The sequence below is a fragment of the uncultured Eudoraea sp. genome (assembly GCF_947490415.1).
Taxonomy (GTDB): Bacteria; Bacteroidota; Bacteroidia; order Flavobacteriales; family Flavobacteriaceae; genus Eudoraea.
Map to the genome: position 1 here is coordinate 1,070,864 of NZ_CANLGX010000001.1, position 18,581 is coordinate 1,089,444.

Sequence of the window (18,581 nt, forward strand, 5' to 3'; positions counted from 1 at the left end):
TTATTCGGTTTTGTAAGTTGAGGGTTTAATTGTTGAGAACAGTTTCCAATTCTGTTTTTCTGTTGATAACTTGCACCATAGATTCCAGATAATCCTGCTGTGCGGTATAAAGTTGAATTTGCGCTTGTCTTAATTCAAAACTGGTAGCAAGCCCTTCAAAATATTTTGTTTGATTTTTCTTTTCAATGCGCTCTGCAAGATTGAGATTACTTTTGGCTGTTTCGTAGTCCTCAATGGAGAAAATATAATCGCTTTTAGCCCGTTCAAGTTGAAGCCTGATCTGTTCTTCGGTTTCTGTCAATTGAGTTTTTGCCTGGTCATAGGCAATTTTAGCTCTTTGGGTAGATGCACTTCTATTGAGTGAACTGAAAATAGGAATTTTCAAATCGAAACCTAGTACAGATGATCCATACCATTGCTGTTCATTTCCAAAAAAGGAGAACGTATTGCTAAAGGCAGATGTTCCATAATTTACAAATGCATTAAGTGTTGGCAAGGCTTTACTTTTGGCCAGCTTTAGTTCGTAATACCGTTGTTCATTCAGGTTGGCGACCAGCTTATAATCAACATTATTTTCCATATAGAATTCCGAATCCAGGAGATTAAAATCAATTTGTTTTAATACCAAATCATCCAGGTTTTCCTCTAATATGGTTTGGTTTTCAATAGGAAGCCCCATAATTAAGTTTAACATTTGTAGCGTGATATCTTCAAATCGGATTGAATTTTTTAATGCACTAATAATTGAAGACAATGTAATTTGAAGTTGTTCAACACTTTCTTCATCACCAAGGCCATTCTCAAAGAGTTTTTCAGTTTCGAAGAGATTTTTCTCTAATGTTGCCTTATTGTTCTCGAGGATAGCAACAGTTTCATTGGCAAGCAAAACATTACCATAGGCCTCTATGACCGCTTTCCGTATTTCTTGATCTGTTTTCTCCTTATTGTTTTGACTATATCTAAGAAAAGCTTCGGTGGCTTGTACGCCTACAATATATGAACCATCGAATATTTGCTGACGAAGTGTGGCAGTTGCATTAACCTGATTTTGTTGACCAAAAACTATGGGAAGAAAAGAACCAGGTTCTCCTCCAACAATTTCACCAGGAATCAGAGTTACAGGTTGTTTTAATTGATTTTGGTAGCTAAGATCACCGTCAATCTGAGGTAAGCCAGTAGCGATCACCTCCCATTTTTGCTTTTGAGCATCTAATATTTCTCTATCGGCATTAATAACACTATAGTTATTTTCAAGGGCATATGTAATGGCCTCTTCCAGTGAAAAGCTATTGGTTTGTTCCTGGGAAAAAGACCAACCAAAAAACATAAATGTTAAAATGGTTAAAAATCGAATTTTCATTTAATCCTGATTTGAGTTGATTATGTTATTGAGTATTTTTCTCCCTTTGGGTGTGACAACACCCCGGAGATGGTATTCCAAATAGTCGTCCATAAGATCAAGCACCGGAAATTTAGCCACAGGGAATAGTCGGCTATCCTTAATACTAGTGACTCCAGAAAAGTAAATTCTTGCGACAAATTCAACGTTCAGATTATCCCTGTAAATTCCTTGATCAATACCTTTCTTTACATTGTTTACCACACAATCATGCATCATATCAAATTGCTTACCTCGAAGGGTATTATAAATTCTGGGGTAGTATTTTTGAAGTTGAAATTGGGGAGAAGTTTTCTCATCGTTTAAATGCTGCATCACCAGTCTTTTGATCTCATAGAGCTCTTCAATTGGGTTCTTTTTAAGTAAACATATTTCATCAATTCCGCAGGAAACGGAATCAAATACATGCATGGTGCAGGCCTCTACCAATTTGGTTTTGTTTTCAAAATTTGAATAAATGGTTTTCTTGGAAATGCCCATTGCCTGAGCCAGGTCATCCATAGTAACACTTTTAAATCCAAGATTTAGAAAGAGGTCCGTTGCTTTAATTAAGATTTTTTCTTTCATAGTCGAGGTCAAATATAATCAGGAAACTATAAAAACATAAAAAGTTTCCTAAGTTTTACATTTTTTTAACAAACTACCTGATTAAAGTCATTTTTGTTTACAGGAAATTTACATTAATGTTCTTCAGTGACTGCTTTTAATGTATTTTTGAAAAAAATTCAAAATGCCAGACATCGAGTTTTTTCGGGGATGTTTTAATTCCTATCTGGAAAATAAACTCAGTACAAAAGAGCCTCATAATCTATACGACCCGATAGCGTATATAATGGATTTAGGAGGGAAGAGGTTAAGGCCAATATTAACACTCATTAGTGCTGATGTGTTAGGCGGTAAACTTGAGGATGCCCTGGATGCGGCCCTTGCAATTGAAATTTTTCATAATTTTTCGTTGGTACATGATGATATCATGGATGCAGCACCACTCAGAAGAGGAGAAAAGACTGTGCATAAAAAATGGGATATTAATACAGGTATTTTGTCTGGAGACGTAATGCTTATTAACTCCTATCAGTATCTGGAAAATTATCCGGCCGATTTATTTAAGTCGCTGCTAAAAGTATTTAGCAAAACAGCTATTGAGGTCTGCGAAGGCCAGCAATATGATATGGACTTTGAATTAAGTGACCATGTTACAGTTCCGGATTACCTTAAAATGATTACATATAAGACAGCCGTATTGATTGCAGCAGCTATGAAAATGGGTGCTATAATTTCCAGGTCTTCAGAGAAATCACAGGATGTGATTTATGATTATGGTATAAATCTTGGCATAGCCTTTCAATTACAAGATGACTATCTGGATGCCTTCGGTGATCCTGAGAATTTTGGGAAACAGGTAGGTGGTGACATCATAGAGAATAAAAAAACATTTCTGTATATACGGGCTATGGAATTAGGTACCGCGGAGGAGAAAAATGAATTGAAAAATCTTTTTTCTATAAAACCCCAGAACCCTCAGGATAAAATACAAACTGTAAAGCAGATTTTTACAAGGAGTGGTGCGGCGGAAGTTACGAGGAAAGAAATTGAAAAGTATACCCAGCAGGCATTTCAAATACTTGAATCTTTGGAAGCACCGGAAAATAAGAAGGAAGTACTGAAGCAGTTTGGTAATAAACTCATGAACAGAGAGGTTTAAAATAACCGGTTAAACAGTGCTTTCGTAAAATAGCTTTTGGGACAACTTGAAATAATCTCAAAATCATCTTTTACGTTGGTTTCCTCATCTAAAAATTTGAAAATCAATTGGGGACTACTGCCCTTAAAGAGGGACTCAAAAATACGCCTGCCCTTGCTGTTATCTTTGTAAAGGATATCTAATAAAAGCAAATCATAATACCAATATCGATCTTTATGACTAAAAGAAGAAAGTGGTTTGTTTCTTTTTAGGAAAACAACCAATTCTTTGGTTTTTCTGTTCGTACTCATAAAGGTATATCCTGTGCTGGGTTTGGCCCATCCTCCCGCTATTCCTATGTGTAAAATGTTATCGCTGTTCTTTGCAGAAAAATTATAACACGTCATAGGAATATTTCCTTTTTCTTTCTCTGTTATCTCGTATTTAGAACACTTAAGTTTTTCTTTAATATAGTCTTTAATAGCATTTTCATACTCTTCTTCAGGTAATGTATCAGCAGAAAATAAAGTATATTCAACCAAACCCTCTGTTTCTGAAAAAGGTAAAACATACATAAAGCGAGTATTGCCTTTTTGGGGGATCGAAAAATCCATAAAAGTGGCCTTTTCAGGATTAAAAACAGGCTTTTCAGATTTAATAAACCACCCTATAAAATGTTGTTGTAAAACTGGGTATTTGGTTTGTTGGTAAAGTGACTTATAATCAAAAACACTATTAAATACTTGTTGAGCACGGTAATTCCCATTCTCCGTAAACACCTCCACATGGCCTGTATGATCGATCATTCCTTTAAACAGAGCTCGAGAAAATGTAATATTTTTATAAGCCTCAATGCGATTCAAATAGGCGCTATAAAAATCGAGCCCGCGTAACATCTTATAGGTATAGGGAGCTATTTCACGATTTGCTTTAAAACTTTCCCCTTCAAATTGAATTTGGCTCCAGCTTTTACTGATTATTTTATCAAAGTCACCTGTACTCTTTTCCCAAAAGCACCAGGTTCGATCATTGGTCTTTTTAGCATCCTTGTCGATTAATAGAATAGTTTTATCCTTAAAATACGGATCGCTTCCAAAGGCATCAGCTAGCATTAAGCCTGCTGCACCTGCACCAATAATAATATAGTCGTAGTCTGTCTGCACAAATATGAAAAAGATCAAAAGTACAAATTACAACTCAAGTAAATCGGATCCTCTAATTCAAACGGTAGCGCATTCCTACAAATCCTCTCGTTCCCTGATTTGGGCCATATACATAAGTGGGATCAAAAGTAAGGCCATATGGGTTGTCTGCTGTTGGTATGGCATTTCCCGAATTGTCAAATTGAACATTTTTGTCGAAGGGGTCATTGGCTCTCGCTATAATAAATGGATTTCCCCTGTTAGGTGTCCAATCCAACAAATTTTTTATACCCCCGTAAAATTCAAAATCTTTTACGCCGGAATAAGTAAATTGAATATTTTGAATACTCCAGGTGGGAGAATATTCCTGTCTGGGATCGAGCTCGCTCAATAGAGGCAGGCGCATTGGGCCATATAGATTACCTGTGTAATCAAAAGTAAGATTTAGAGCTCTGAAATCATAAGATATGCTCCAGGTTCCACTAAAACTTTCGGTTAAGATTTGCCGTTGGGTGATGCCGTTTTGTGTACTGCTTACATCCATTAAAGTAGCTCCTAAAAGTATTTTCAGTCCGGCAGGGAATGCCAAGTCCAGGTTAGCACTTATGCCTTTGGAAACAGATTTACCATCTAAATTTTTGTAGATTATCAAATTGGGATCCGTATCATAATCGGGAAGAATTACATTATTGAAATAGGTGTAAAAGGCTGAGGCATCCAAACCAATAAATATCCCATCGTTACTATATATTTTTTTAAGGTAATTAAGATTTACATTTATGGAACGCTCAGGTTTCAGATCTTCAGTAATGATTACCTCCCTGGCGCCGGTTAGAGCGGCATGTTCCTCAGTAAAAAGGTTGACCACCCGAAAACCGGTACCGGCATTTAATCGGATGATGTCGTTGTCGGTAAATTTCCACCTATAGGCTAATCTTGGCGTAACTATGGAACCGTGTCTTTTGTCATAATCATAGCGGATACCAGTAAGTAAGGAATGTTTTTTTGAAAATTTTACCTCATCCTGAACAAAAAGGCTGGGGATCCACACTATGTCTGCCTTATTCCCTGCCAATCCTGAAGTTGCAGGGGTATTATCATCATAATAATTGTATTTTAATGCGCTTCCAAATAGGAGATCATGCTTTGCAAATACCTTGTCCCAGGTTAATTGCGCAAAACCAATACGCTGATCTGCCAGGTAAGGTATCGCGCCATATACAGAATTTTGACTGTGGTCATTGTAAGAAACAGAAAGCAGTATATTTTCTTTAACGGGCAATTGATATTTTCCCAGTATTTCCCATCTTCTAGTGTAAATGCTTTCCCCATATATTTCTTCTCCACCTCTGAATTCAGGAGACCATTGCATTTCACCACCCCATCTGTCTTCGTAAAAAAAGCGTCCAGCCAATGAAAAAATACGGTTGTACTCCCGATTTAAATTCCATTTTTGGAAGAAAGAGATGCGATCCTGAAGGGTCAAGTCTGTGAAATTATCTCCATTGTCATCAATTGGGTTGTCGTATTTGAAATAGTTTAAACCTAATAATAAATTGGAATTATTTCCAAGTTCAATTTTAGAGCCAATATCAAGGTTGTATTCACCCCAGCCACTCATAAAGCTGTCGGCTGCAAAAGTGGGGGCACTCAACGCATTTTTTGTAATTATATTAATCAGTCCCCCAACAGCTTCACTCCCATACAAAGTGGAAGCTGGTCCTTTGACAATTTCAATTTGTTCTATTAAAGAATTTGGGATTCCAGACAGTCCATACACAGTACCTAAACCGCTTACAATAGGCATACCGTCTATTAAGACAAGAGTGTATGGCCCTTCGAGTCCATTAATATGAATATCTCCTGTATTGCAAACATTACAATTAATTTGAGGGCGAACGCCATTAACATTTTGAAGGGATTCAAAAATACTTGAAGTAGGATTTTTTTTAAAAAATGTGGGTTTATATACTTCCACAGGGACAGGACTTTCCAATCGTTTTACGGGTTTTAAAGTGCCTGTAACCACCATTTCCCCCAATTGCTCTGATGAACTATTAAGTACTATAGTAAGTATCAGCGTCTCATTATCGGCCAAAGCAACTTGCTGGTAGAAACTGGTATATCCCATAGAAGAAGCTTTGATTTTATGGGTGCCATCGGGAATGTTATTAATGGTAAACTCGCCGTTCCTATCTGAAGATGTGCCAAGATTTGTTCCCTGAAGATATATATTGGCAAAGGGCACGGGTATCTTCCCCTCCAAAATAATACCTTTAATAGTATTCTGCTGAGAATATGTAGCAGATATCCCCATGATACCTGCAATCACCAATAGGACTATCTTTAAAGAAATATGCACGGCAATATATTTCATATGACAAATATATAATTTAGATATAACTAAAAATATGTTTTTACAAATTAAAATGTATTTTTGTTAAAATGTTTTTTATGACCCATTCTGAGGAAAATTATATAAAAGCTATATTCCATCTGGGTATGGGTAGTGAGGACGTTATTTCAACCAATTCCGTAGCAGAAAGGATGGAAACCAAACCGTCTTCTGTGACGGACATGATGAAAAAGTTATCAGCAAAAGGACTGGTTCATTACAAAAAGTATCAGGGGGTATCGCTAACCCCCCTTGGTGTTAAGACGGCCTTATCGATAATAAGAAAACATCGATTATGGGAGGTTTTTTTAGTAGAAAAATTAGATTTTACCTGGGATGAAGTACATGAAATAGCTGAACAACTAGAACATATTGAAAGTGAAAAACTAATTGATAAGCTTGATGAATTGCTAAATTTTCCAAAGTTTGATCCGCATGGAGATCCAATTCCCGGTAAAAATGGCGAGTTCATAGAGCGTGATAATCAACTATTAAGTCAAATTCCCATAGGTTCTTCAGCAATATGTGTGGGGGTAAAAGATTCATCTGCCGTATTCTTAAGGTTCCTTGATAAAAACAATATAGCTCTTGGAAATAAAATGAAGATTGTTGAAAAAGAAGAGTTTGATAATTCATTGCGAATTCATATTGACCAAAGAGAATTAAATCTTTCACAGCAAATAGCTTCTAACTTATACGTTAAAATGATCAAGTTATGATGGAGAATGTCATTAGTTATTTTGAATCAATAAATCCTATTTTGGCTGCTTTTTACGCAACCCTTTTTACCTGGGGTCTTACAGCATTAGGTGCCGGTCTGGTCTTTTTTTTTAAGACCATGAACAGGGCCGTACTTGATGGAATGCTTGGCTTTACCGGTGGTGTAATGGTAGCTGCAAGTTTTTGGAGTCTTCTTGCTCCGGGAATAGAAATGAGCCCGGGGGAAGGTTTTGTCAAAGTTATACCGGCGTCGGTCGGATTTTTGCTTGGTGCAGTTTTCATTTATGGACTGGACAAGGTTTTGCCGCATATACATATTAATTTTAAAGAAAGTGAAGGAATAAAAACACCCTGGCACAGAACAACACTGCTCACCCTGGCTATAACCTTGCATAATATACCAGAAGGCCTTGCAGTGGGGGTGCTCTTTGGAGGAGTTGCTGCCGGTTTTGAAGGAGCCAATATAGGTGGAGCAGTAGCTTTGGCACTTGGGATAGGCCTACAAAACTTTCCTGAAGGTTTTGCAGTGGCCATGCCATTAAGAAGGCAAGGGTTGAGCAGACTTAAAAGTTTTACCTACGGACAAGCATCTGCTATGGTAGAGCCCATAGCTGCAGTTTTGGGCGCATGGGCAGTACTTACTTTCCAGCCTATTCTCCCTTATGCCTTGTCATTTGCAGCGGGAGCGATGATTTTTGTGGTTGTGGAAGAGGTAATCCCTGAGACGCAACAGGATAAATTCACTGATATTGCCACAATGGGCTTTATAGGAGGTTTTATTATTATGATGGCTTTAGATGTGGGATTAAGTTAATTTACTCTGCTATAATTTTTTTCATGCTTTTCATCATTCGCCCATTAAGGTAAATGCACCCTTCGTTAAAAACTTTGAATCGGCAGGAAAGTCATTCGCATTCTTTATGGAGGTGTAACCATTATATACAGCACTTACTTCCACTTTTACCGGTTTGAAATTATACACTTCCTCTTTTTGGAATTCCAGTAATAGGAGGTATGATGTGCCCTCACTGGATACAATTGCCTCCGAAGGAATACTCATGGTCACATTATCTGAAATAATTATAGTTGCGTGGACGAACATTCCTGTGAGAAAATTATGCTTTTCAAGATCTTTAAGATGACCATGTACTTTTACCGTTCTGTTTTCTTCTATGGATGTGCTTATTAAATAGACCTCTGCGGTATATACTTCGGATGATGCTTCCGGTATTTCAAAGGTAATTTCCTGCCCTTTATGAAGCCTCATTATATCCTTTTCAAAAACAGACAATTCTAAATGGATATGGTCATTATCTACAATTTCAATAATAGGTGTTGCAGGCGAAACATACATCCCAAGAGATACATTAACCTGGGTAATGCTGCCACTAATGGGGGCATTTAATGTGGAGGTAGTACTTATAATACCCTTTTCAACATCTGAAGGGGAAATTTTAAGCAGATCTAATTGTTTTCTAAGCCCCTTGTAAGTGGCTTCTGCTTTTTTATAGTCGCTTTCAGCTTTTAAAAAACTTTTTTGTGATGAAATGTTTTCTTTAATCAATATTTGTTGGCGTTCATATTCAGATTTCAAATAGGTCAATTGTTCCTTTATCTCTAAATATTCTTGTTGTAAGGCCACAAAATCCGGATTTTCAATAGTTACCAATGCTTGCCCTTTGGTTACCCGATCTCCGATTAATAAATGCGTATTTTTAATATAACCACCCATAGTTGCACTCACTACTGCTCTGTTTGCAGGAGGCACATCAATTAATCCATTGGCCTGAACCAATTCAGGAAAAGATTTTTCTTCCAGACTACCTATTGTCATTGCGTTTTCTTCAAATTGTTCATTAGAAAGTTCAATAACGGTATCTTCAGGATTTAGATCCTCCTGAACGTCTGTTCTATGTACAGGCTCTACATTTTTACAGTTCAAAATACTGATTACAAATATGAATTGAATGAAATAATATAAAATACGTTTCATGACTTAGTTTTTAATAAGTTAGATAGTTAATGGCAATAACGGTTTGATTGTAATCATTAAGGCTATTTAAGTAATCCAGTTTAATCTTATAGGCATTTTCAAGACTAAGGATATACTGGAAATAATTGATTTCACCGTTTTTGAAACTCAGGGTAGCCATTTTTAAAATTTCATCAGATATAGCAGTGCCCTCATCTTCATAATATTTTAGGGCCTTTTCCTGCTTAATTAATTCGGCGTTAAGGGCCATATATTCAACATTTAATTGAACTTCATACTCCTTTGATTGTTCAACTGCAATATCACGGGCAATGGAGGATGCCTTAATTTTAGAAGATTGACCAAAAAACAACAATGGGATTTTAAGACCCAGATAATAGCCGTATAAATTTTGATTCAGATTGCTGTTCGATCCCAGAAAATAGCTCAAACTCAGATCGGGTAATAAAAGTTGTTTTTCATATTTGCGTTCATTGTCAAAAAGATTTACTCTATTAGAATAATATTCTAATTCTATACTGTTTTCCAAGGCCATAGGATTCAATTCAACCTTCTTTTGTGCGGCCATTCTAATGTTAATGCTGTCCTCTACCTGTACTATTTTAATTAAATTTACATAAGCCAGGACAACATCTTGTTCGGCTTCATCTAATTTAATTTGGATCTGTTTTTGTCTGGACTGAGTGGTTATTTTTTCCAGGTAATTGGTTTCTCCAAGTTCAAAACGTCGTTCAGCGATGGTCGCAAAATCTCTAAACAGACTATCTATTTGCTTATAAATAAATTCCTTCTCTTTTGCATATTGATAGTTATAAAATCTGGCTGTGACCTCCTTTTTCAATCTTTTCTTTTGGATTTCATACGCACTGGCTTCTAAATTATAACCGGCCTTATTTACTTTCTTTTTCGAGAAATAAACTGTTGGGAAAAGAAAATCCTGCTGTACCCCAAAAACGTTTATGGGTTCACCATTGATGGCGAGGTTATTTTGGTCATATTCGTAATAAACCCGGGTCTTGTCAAAGCTGAAAGCACTGGATATCATGGCATCAGACTTGTCGACCTTTAATGACTCTGCTTTGATGCCTGCGTTGTTTTCCAATGCAATTTCCATTAATTCGTTTAAGGTTAAACCACTTTCCTGTGCACTTAAAACAGGTGTAAAAAGAATAGCTGCGATAAGAAGCGCATTAGAATTATTCTTTTTTAGAAGTCTTTTTACTTCAAGTTTTCCTGGTTTATTAAATATGCTATATAATACCGGGAGCACAATTAGTGTCAAAAAGGTGGCACTTACCAGGCCGCCTATCACAACGGTTGCTAAAGGACGTTGTACTTCAGCTCCGACATTTGTGGATATTGCCATTGGTAAAAACCCTAATGCGGCTGCAGATGCAGTTAGTAATACAGCTCTCAAACGGTCTTTTGTGCCCTTAATAATTAGCGCTTCCATGCTTTCAAATTTTTCTATTTTTAATTCTTTAAAATGTTCTATTAATACAATACCATTGAGAACAGCAATACCAAAAAGGGCAATAAAACCTACTCCGGCAGAAATACTAAAGGGAAGGTCTCTTAACCATAATAGCAGTACTCCTCCAACAGATGCCAGGGGAATTGCCGTAAAAATTATTAAGGTTTCTTTAATGGATCTAAAAGCCAGATAAAGCAAGACAAAAATTAATGCCAGAGCAATAGGTACCGCCACCATTAATCTTGATTTCGCGCTTTGCAGATTTTCAAATTGCCCGCCATAACTTATGGAATATCCGGCAGGTAGCTTTATGTGGTCATTTATTAAGTTTTGTGCATCATCTACCACCGACTGTAAATCGCGGTTACGGACATTAATGCCTACCACGATTCTCCTTTTGGTGTCATCCCGTGATATTTTGGCAGCTCCTTTTTGATAGGAGATATCAGCAAGCTCACTCAAGGGAATCTTACCATTGGAAGGGAGATCAACAAATAAATTCTTAAGATTGTCAATATCCTGTCTGTTATCGTTTGTGAGGCGAACTACTAAATCAAACCGCTTTTCGCCTTCGTAAACACTACCCACTTTTTTCCCGGCAAATCCCATGGCAATCATATCATTCAGTTCCTTGATATTCAGGCCATAACGTGCAATTTTTTCACGTTTGTATCTGACGTTCATTTGAGGAAGGCCAACAATTTTTTCGACAGTTATATCAGCAGCCCCGTTCACATTTTCAATTAACGATTTTATTTGATTGCCTATTTTGCTGAGAATTTCCAAATCTTCACCAAAGATTTTTATGGCAATATCTGCCTTAACACCTGTTATTAATTCATTAAACCTCATTTCAATGGGCTGAGTAAATTCTACTTCTATGCCGGGTAGTATTGAAAGTGCCTCTTTGAATTTATTGGCCAGTTCATCCTTAGAGTTAGCCGATACCCATTCTTTTTTTGAATTTAAAATTATAATGACATCACTTTCTTCCATAGACATTGGGTCTGTAGGAACTTCTGCTGCACCAATCCGGGTAACTACCTGCTTAACTTCTGGAAAGTTATTTAGTAAAATTTGCTCGATCTTGGTTGTCGTTTCTACTGTTTTACTGAGTGATGTCCCGGTTTTTAAAACAGGTTGTATTACAAAATCACCTTCATCCAATGTGGGAACAAATTCACCTCCCAGAGAAACAAAAAAGGGTATTGTCAGTAATAAAACCATGACCGCAAGACCTAACACTATTTTTTTTCTTTTAAATGCCCAGTGGATTGTAGGGGCAAAAGAGTCATTGAGCCATCGCATTATATAAAATGAAATGTTCTTTTTAGAAGGATCTGAAGGTTTCAGGAACAATGATGATACTACCGGAACATACGTAAAACATAAGATCATTGCACCAATAAGGGCGAAACTAAAAGCTAACGCCATGGGCCGAAACATTTTACCTTCAACTCCGCTGAGAGAAAGAATAGGTATAAAAACGATCAGGATGATAAACTGACCAAAAATTGCTGAGTTCATCATCTTAGACGCCCCTTCGTAAGTTATTTTATCCGTGAATATTAATTTTTCAGAACGGGATAATTTACTCATCTCATCGCGTTTTCCGGTGATTTGAAACGCAATGAATTCAACTATAATTACAGCCCCATCTATAATTATTCCAAAGTCGATGGCGCCTAAGCTCATCAAATTTGCGTCTACATTAAAAAGGTACATCATAAAAATAGCAAAAAGCAAACTGAGCGGAATTACGGAGGCTACCACTAAACCTGAACGTAAATTGCCCAATAGCAGGACCACAACAAAAATTACGATCAGACAGCCAAAAATCAAATTTTCAGTCACCGTAAAGGTTGTTTTATTTATAAGCTCACTTCTATCCAGGAAGGCGTTGATTTGTACCCCTTCAGGTAATGTTTTTGAGATTGAAGAAACTCGTTCTTTAACGGCATCAATTACCTGTTTGGAGTTTGCATCTTTAAGCATCATTACCTGCCCCAAAACCTTTTCACCCTCACCATTGGCTGTGATAGCTCCAAAACGCGTGGCACTTCCGAAACCAACTTTAGCCACATCTTTTATATAGATTGGGACTGAATTCTCATTTTTTACTACAATGTTTTCGATGTCTTCCAAAGAAGCGGCTAAGCCTTCGCCCCGAATAAAATAGGCCTGATTTACTTTTTCGATATAACCACCACCTGTAACACTATTGTTCAATTCCAGGGCATTTATGACCTCTTTTGCGGTGATTTTCATCGCGTTTAGTTTTTCCGTACTAATTGCAACTTCATATTGTTTTAAAAAGCCTCCCCAGGTATTAACTTCAACAACCCCGGGAATACCCGAGAGTTGTCTTTTTACCACCCAGTCCTGAATAGTTCTTAAGTCTGCAGTTGAATATTTTCCTTTATATCCCGGTTTTACATCAAGGATATACTGATAGATTTCTCCTAGTCCCGTAGTAATTGGCCCCATTTCCGGCCTACCGAAACCTTCAGGGATTTTCTCTGAGGCTGATTTAATCTTTTCGGCAATTAACTGACGGGGCAGATATGTTCCCATTTTATCTTCAAAGACAATGGTCACAACCGATAATCCAAATTTAGAAATAGACCTGATTTCCAGGACACCGGGTAAATTCGCCATTTCAAGCTCAACAGGATAGGTAATAAACTGCTCCATGTCTTGGGTAGACAGACTTCTCGAAGTGGTAATTACCTGAACCTGATTATTTGTAACATCCGGAACGGCACCAATAGATATCTGGGTTAGGGAATACAGCCCAAATCCAATTAAAATTATGGTGAATAAGAGGATAATAAACTTCTTCTTAATACTGAATTCTATAATACGTGATAACATAATCCATGGAATAATGATTGATAATCATGCATAATTGGTAAGGAAAATTATGCCTGCGAAAAAAATAAACCAAGATGAACTATACCGCGCGGGGGGGTTGGAAAGGGGCTTCTTTCTCGCAATTAGAATATGAAGCCTGATAAAAGAAATCTGTAGCTGAAGTTACCAAATCGTCAACGGGTTTAATATAATATGCTTGCAAATCCTTCACCATAAAAGCTGAAAGCAAGGTCATATGGGGTTGGTGCTGAAATGGCAATTCTTCGTGTTCTTGTTTTTCTTCCTGATGTTTTTTATTATGGTCTGCTTCAAGCTCTCCATAATGCTTGGAAATAAAGACAAACAAGTTATCTCCATATTTCTCAGAATGAAATTTGGCATGCTCTATTAATTCACTAAGATCAACAAGATCACTGATACAAATGTTGAAACTTTGTATCAGAATAAGGAAAGAAGCTGTTATGGAAACTAGTTTTACCATCATAATCCTTGAGTAAATATACGATAATCTGTAATATTCTAATTAATCCTCCTCCTCCTCAACGATTTCATAGGGGATAGTATCTATTATATAACTCAAGGCTTTAATTCTCGCATCGGTTTTTCTATCGGCGTTTATAATTATCCAGGGAGATTGTTTTAAATCTGTGTGTTCAAACATTTTTAACTTGAACTCGGTGTATTCATCCCACAGCTCCTGCGCTTTGCGATCAACGGCGGTCATTTTCCATTTTTTTAACGGATTAGATGTAATTTCCTTAAACCGAAAAGCTTGTTCCTCCTTTGTAATGGAAAAATAGAATTTTATTAAATATGTATCAGAATCCATAATCATTCTTTCAAAACTATTCACATGTTTCATAAAATTCTGATACTGTTGTTTAGTGCAAAAACCGTTAACGGGTTCAACAACAGCCCGATTATACCAACTTCGGTCAAAAAATACCATTTCACCTGGTTTTGGTAGCTTATTTACATAGCGCTGAAAATACCATTGCCCTCTTTCTTCAACTGTTGGTTTGGGCAAAGCAACAATCTTGTATTGCCTGGGATTAATATATGCTGTGATTCTTCTTATGGCCCCGCCTTTGCCGGCTGCATCGCGGCCTTCAAAAATTACAACTATTTTCTTATTTTTTGCTATTACCCAATTTTGAAGTTTTATGAGTTCTGTCTGAAGCTCTTTAATTTTCATTTCATGCTTTGCCGAACGCAAGGCCTTTTCAACATTAGTCTTTTTATCAGAGAACAGACTTTTCAATCCCAATGAAGAGTTCAATAATGAAATGTCATCTTCACTAAGCTGAATTTGTTTCGTATCCTTTGTAGTCATCTTTTATATATCAATTTGTTCAATATGCCTGTAATACCTGAGAACTACGTTAGGATCTGGTAATATGCTTGTTTTGTGTTTTGTTTTTCTTGTATAATCAAACCTGGAAAGCACATAACGAATACTCTCAAGACGGGCAGTCTTTTTGTTATTGGCTTTTACAATTATCCATGGACTGAAAGTGGTGTGCGTTTTGGAAAACATTTGTTCTTTATAATAACTGTATTTATCCCATAAGGCCTGGCCCTTTTTATCTACCGGACTAAATTTCCATTTTTTTAACGGATTTAATAACCGACTTTCTATTCGCTTCTTTTGTTCTTTTTTAGAAATAGAAAACCAAAATTTTATAAGCTGAATACCATCTTCATAGAGCATATGTTCAAACCCGGGAACCTGAACCATAAATTGTTTATAATCATGCTTATCACAAAAACCCATTACGGGTTCAACCACTGCTCTGTTATACCAACTTCTGTCAAAAAAAACAATTTCTCCGGGATTTGGAAGTTCCTTAATATATCTCCTAAAATACCATTGTCCGCCTTCAACGTCGGAGGGTTTAGAAAGCGCAACAACTCTCATTGATCTTGGATTAAGGTGTTCGGTAAAACGTTTAATAGCCCCTCCTTTACCTGCTGCGTCCCTGCCTTCAAAAATTATAGCGACTCTTAGTTTTTTTTTAATTACCCACCGCTGTAAGTTTACCAGCTCTATCTGTAAAAGTTTAAGTTCTTCTTCATACCGAAGCGTATTAAGTACCTTGGAAATGTCCATTTCCTTTTGATTGGCTATGGCAATTAGGTCTTTTCTCTTTTTAGCGTTAAGAAGATCTTCCGGTAAAAACATTTGGTGCTTGTATTAGGTAAAGAGCTTATTTTGAAAACATAAGTTTTGATTGTCTCTTAAAATTTGGTCGTAACTATAAAGATACTAATTTTGATCAATAATTTTAACACATTCAGACTTGTTTTTCTTTCAAATTAATCCTCAAAATAAAGGCTTGCCTGTAAATTGTTTTAATTCATGTTAATGATTAAGTTTAAAAAGTATTTCAAAATCTTATTCTATGATTCTTAGGAAAATATGTTATGTGATAATTTTATTATTTATTGGATTTCAGGCTTATACTCAAAAACAAAAGTTTAGTTACCTGGATGTTTTTGAACTTGAATATGTTTCTGATCCGCAAATAGCTCCTGATGGTGCCCGGATAGCTTATAGGAGGATGGGTTTTGACATAATGAAAGATAAGGCTGATGGTAACCTTTGGATAATTAATTCTGATGGTTCGGGACATCAAAAGCTTACGTCGCACGAAGTAAGTGAACAAAGTCCCCGATGGTCTCCAAGTGGAGATAGGATTGCATTTATTAGTACAACCGGTGAAGGTTCTGAAATTTTTATGTATTGGTTAGATAGTGGGAAGTTGGCAAAAATTAGCCAGCTCCCATTTAGTCCGAGTGCAATAGCATGGTCACCTAAGGGCGACCAATTGGCATTTTCTATGAATGTTGAAAAAGAACCTCCGGTAATTGCAAAAATCCCAAAGAAACCTGAAGGAGCAATATGGGCTGAAAAACCAAGAATTACAGATCGGTTATATCATGAGGCAGATGGGCGGGGTTATATAAAGCCTGGCTTTAATCACATCTTTGTAATTCCGGCTCAAGGAGGAGCAATTAGACAGGTGACGGCGGATGATTACCACCATAGAGGAAAGCTTTCATGGTCTGCGGATGGGAATAAAATATTTTTCTCGGGAAATAGAACGGAGAACTGGGAATATGATTTTCGAAACAGTGAGATATATGAGGTGGAGGTTGCAACAGGCCGTATAAAGGCCTTAACTGATAGGAAGGGGCCCGATAACAACCCGGCTGTATCACCAAATGGGAAATATGTTGCTTATTTGGGATTTCAGGATAAAGTACAAACGTATCAGGTTGAACAATTACATATTATGAAAACTGATGGTACAGGGGGCAGGGTATTATCTAAAGATCTTGACAGGAGTATTTCGGGTATGATTTGGGACGCAAAGAATACAGGACTCTATATTTCATATGATGATAAAGGAAACACCAAAGTTGGGTATATTTCATTAGATGGGAAAATTACCAAACTGGCGAATGATCTCGGAGGCACTTCTATAGGGCGGCCCTATGCCGGCGGATCATTTAGCGTATCTAAAGATGGCACGATCGCCTATACACAAAGCAGACCTGATTACCCGGCTGAGCTGGCGACAATGAGTTTAAAGTCTAAAAGAACAAATAAGATTACTGCTCTTAATAAAGCTCTTTTTGACTATAGGATGTTGGGTAATGTTGAAGAAGTTTGGTACAAATCCTCTGTGGATCAGAGAGAACTTCAAGGCTGGGTGGTCTACCCGCCAAATTATGACGAGAATAAAAAATATCCATTTCTGGTTGAAAATCATGGAGGACCGGTTCTTAACTATGGTGACAGGTTCTCGGCGGAGATACAACTATATGCAGCGGCAGGTTATATAGTTTTTTATCCTAACGCCAGGGGAAGCACAAGCTATGGGGAGGAATTTGGAAATCTGTTATACAATAATTACCCGGGTGACGACTACCATGATGTCATGGATGGAGTTGATTATTGTATAAATAAGGGAATTGCTCATCAAGACCAACTGTATGTTACAGGGGGAAGCGCGGGGGGTATTATGACTGCATGGATAATTGGTAAAAACAACAGGTTCAAAGCTGCAGTGGTAGCAAAACCGGTGATGAACTGGATAAGCAAAACCCTGGTTGCGGATAATTATTTTGGATATGCCAATTCCCGGTATCCGGGTCAGCCCTGGGAAAATTTTGAAGGCTATTGGAAATTTTCTCCCTTGTCTCTCGTTGGTAATATAGAAACACCAACAATGGTAATGGTTGGAATGGAAGATTTAAGAACACCTCCAAGTGAAGCCAAACAGCTTTATCACGCCTTAAAATTAAGGAAAATTGAAACCGTGTTGGTGGAGATCCCTGCCGCGGGTCATGGTATTGCGAGCAGACCAAGTAATTTAATTACAAAAGTTGCGCATACCCTGGCATGGTTTGAGAAATACAGGCAAGAAAGTCAAAATGACTAGCTTATGAAAGGAAAAAAAAGGCATTGGTTTTGGAATTTACTTATAGTCCTAACTGTAATTGTCTGTATATTAAGTTTTTTAGCACATTATAAAAATTGGATATGGAAAAAGCCAGATAGAATCGAAATTTTATCCGGAGTATATTATATGGAGTTACCATTTAATACGATGAATGAAGTATCCATGGTAAGCAAAATCCCCTCTTTGGATCGTAAAAATGGTTTTTCGGCCTGGGAAAAGGAAAAGGGGATTTTTAAAGATTCCCTGAATGAAGAAAAACTCGTTTATGTTTATGTAGACAACTTACGCCATCCAAAAATCAGATTAACCTACAACGATTCCCTTCTGCTTTTTATCAATTTGACTGATTCAGTTAAAACAAAAGAGCTATATCTTTACCTCGAAGAAAAAATAGATACCCAGGAGATACAATTAATTCAGTAAAACGGAGT

At 37.0% G+C, this 18,581-nt stretch carries 14 protein-coding genes; 5 read left to right on the forward strand and 9 right to left on the reverse strand.

The annotated features are described in order from the left end of the window. Positions 1 to 25: 25 nt before the first annotated feature. Entirely contained in the window at positions 26 to 1,360 is a 1,335-nt protein-coding gene (locus Q0874_RS04715) for a TolC family protein (protein ID WP_299159995.1), read from the reverse strand. Continuing rightward, positions 1,361 to 1,966, reverse strand: a complete 606-nt coding sequence (locus Q0874_RS04720) for a TetR/AcrR family transcriptional regulator (RefSeq protein ID WP_299159999.1) — start codon at positions 1,964 to 1,966, stop codon at positions 1,361 to 1,363. It lies immediately after the preceding gene. A 163-nt stretch (positions 1,967 to 2,129) separates the two neighbouring features. Here Q0874_RS04720 and Q0874_RS04725 point away from each other — a divergent pair, with 163 nt between their 5' ends. Then, on the forward strand, positions 2,130 to 3,104 hold the full coding sequence (locus Q0874_RS04725; protein WP_299160004.1) for a polyprenyl synthetase family protein: 975 nt from the start codon (positions 2,130 to 2,132) through the stop codon (positions 3,102 to 3,104). Here Q0874_RS04725 and Q0874_RS04730 read toward each other — a convergent pair. Then, the gene (locus Q0874_RS04730; protein ID WP_299160006.1) at positions 3,101 to 4,264 is read right to left on the reverse strand and encodes a lycopene cyclase family protein; all 1,164 of its coding nucleotides are present in this window, start codon (positions 4,262 to 4,264) and stop codon (positions 3,101 to 3,103) included. The two genes, Q0874_RS04725 and Q0874_RS04730, sit on opposite strands and share 4 nt — an antisense overlap. 34 nt (positions 4,265 to 4,298) lie before the next feature. Beyond that, a complete protein-coding gene (locus Q0874_RS04735) occupies positions 4,299 to 6,602 on the reverse strand; it encodes a TonB-dependent receptor (protein WP_299160011.1) in 2,304 nt (767 codons plus the stop codon). 77 nt (positions 6,603 to 6,679) lie between these two features. Here Q0874_RS04735 and Q0874_RS04740 point away from each other — a divergent pair, with 77 nt between their 5' ends. Together Q0874_RS04740 and Q0874_RS04745 are read left to right on the forward strand one after the other, a co-directional pair. Beyond that, positions 6,680 to 7,339 (forward strand): metal-dependent transcriptional regulator, encoded by a 660-nt coding sequence (locus Q0874_RS04740; RefSeq protein ID WP_299160014.1) that lies wholly within the window; start codon positions 6,680 to 6,682, stop codon positions 7,337 to 7,339. Then, positions 7,339 to 8,154, forward strand: a complete 816-nt coding sequence (locus Q0874_RS04745) for a ZIP family metal transporter (RefSeq protein WP_299160107.1) — start codon at positions 7,339 to 7,341, stop codon at positions 8,152 to 8,154. Before Q0874_RS04740 ends, Q0874_RS04745 begins: the two co-directional genes overlap by 1 nt. A 33-nt stretch (positions 8,155 to 8,187) precedes the next feature. Here Q0874_RS04745 and Q0874_RS04750 read toward each other — a convergent pair whose 3' ends face one another. The 5 genes from Q0874_RS04750 to ppk2 (Q0874_RS04770) form a co-directional block, all read right to left on the reverse strand. Beyond that, positions 8,188 to 9,333: an efflux RND transporter periplasmic adaptor subunit gene (locus Q0874_RS04750; RefSeq protein WP_299160017.1), complete on the reverse strand. Its 1,146-nt coding sequence runs from the start codon at positions 9,331 to 9,333 to the stop codon at positions 8,188 to 8,190. Positions 9,334 to 9,343: 10 nt separating this feature from the next. Then, on the reverse strand, positions 9,344 to 13,681 hold the full coding sequence (locus Q0874_RS04755; RefSeq protein WP_299160020.1) for a CusA/CzcA family heavy metal efflux RND transporter: 4,338 nt from the start codon (positions 13,679 to 13,681) through the stop codon (positions 9,344 to 9,346). 79 nt (positions 13,682 to 13,760) lie between these two features. Further along, complete coding sequence (locus Q0874_RS04760; RefSeq protein WP_299160021.1) at positions 13,761 to 14,165, reverse strand: hypothetical protein; 405 nt, start codon at positions 14,163 to 14,165, stop codon at positions 13,761 to 13,763. 39 nt (positions 14,166 to 14,204) lie between these two features. After that, the gene (ppk2, locus tag Q0874_RS04765; RefSeq protein WP_299160025.1) at positions 14,205 to 15,014 is read right to left on the reverse strand and encodes a polyphosphate kinase 2; all 810 of its coding nucleotides are present in this window, start codon (positions 15,012 to 15,014) and stop codon (positions 14,205 to 14,207) included. A 3-nt stretch (positions 15,015 to 15,017) separates the two neighbouring features. Further along, positions 15,018 to 15,863 (reverse strand): polyphosphate kinase 2, encoded by an 846-nt coding sequence (ppk2, locus tag Q0874_RS04770; RefSeq protein WP_299160028.1) that lies wholly within the window; start codon positions 15,861 to 15,863, stop codon positions 15,018 to 15,020. Positions 15,864 to 16,083: 220 nt separating this feature from the next. Between ppk2 (Q0874_RS04770) and Q0874_RS04775 the strand changes: the two genes are divergently transcribed. Both Q0874_RS04775 and Q0874_RS04780 read left to right on the forward strand, forming a co-directional pair. Next, on the forward strand, positions 16,084 to 18,129 hold the full coding sequence (locus tag Q0874_RS04775; RefSeq protein WP_299160030.1) for a S9 family peptidase: 2,046 nt from the start codon (positions 16,084 to 16,086) through the stop codon (positions 18,127 to 18,129). A gap of 3 nt (positions 18,130 to 18,132) precedes the next feature. Then, the gene (locus Q0874_RS04780) at positions 18,133 to 18,573 is read left to right on the forward strand and encodes a hypothetical protein (RefSeq protein ID WP_299160032.1); all 441 of its coding nucleotides are present in this window, start codon (positions 18,133 to 18,135) and stop codon (positions 18,571 to 18,573) included. Positions 18,574 to 18,581 lie beyond the last annotated feature (8 nt).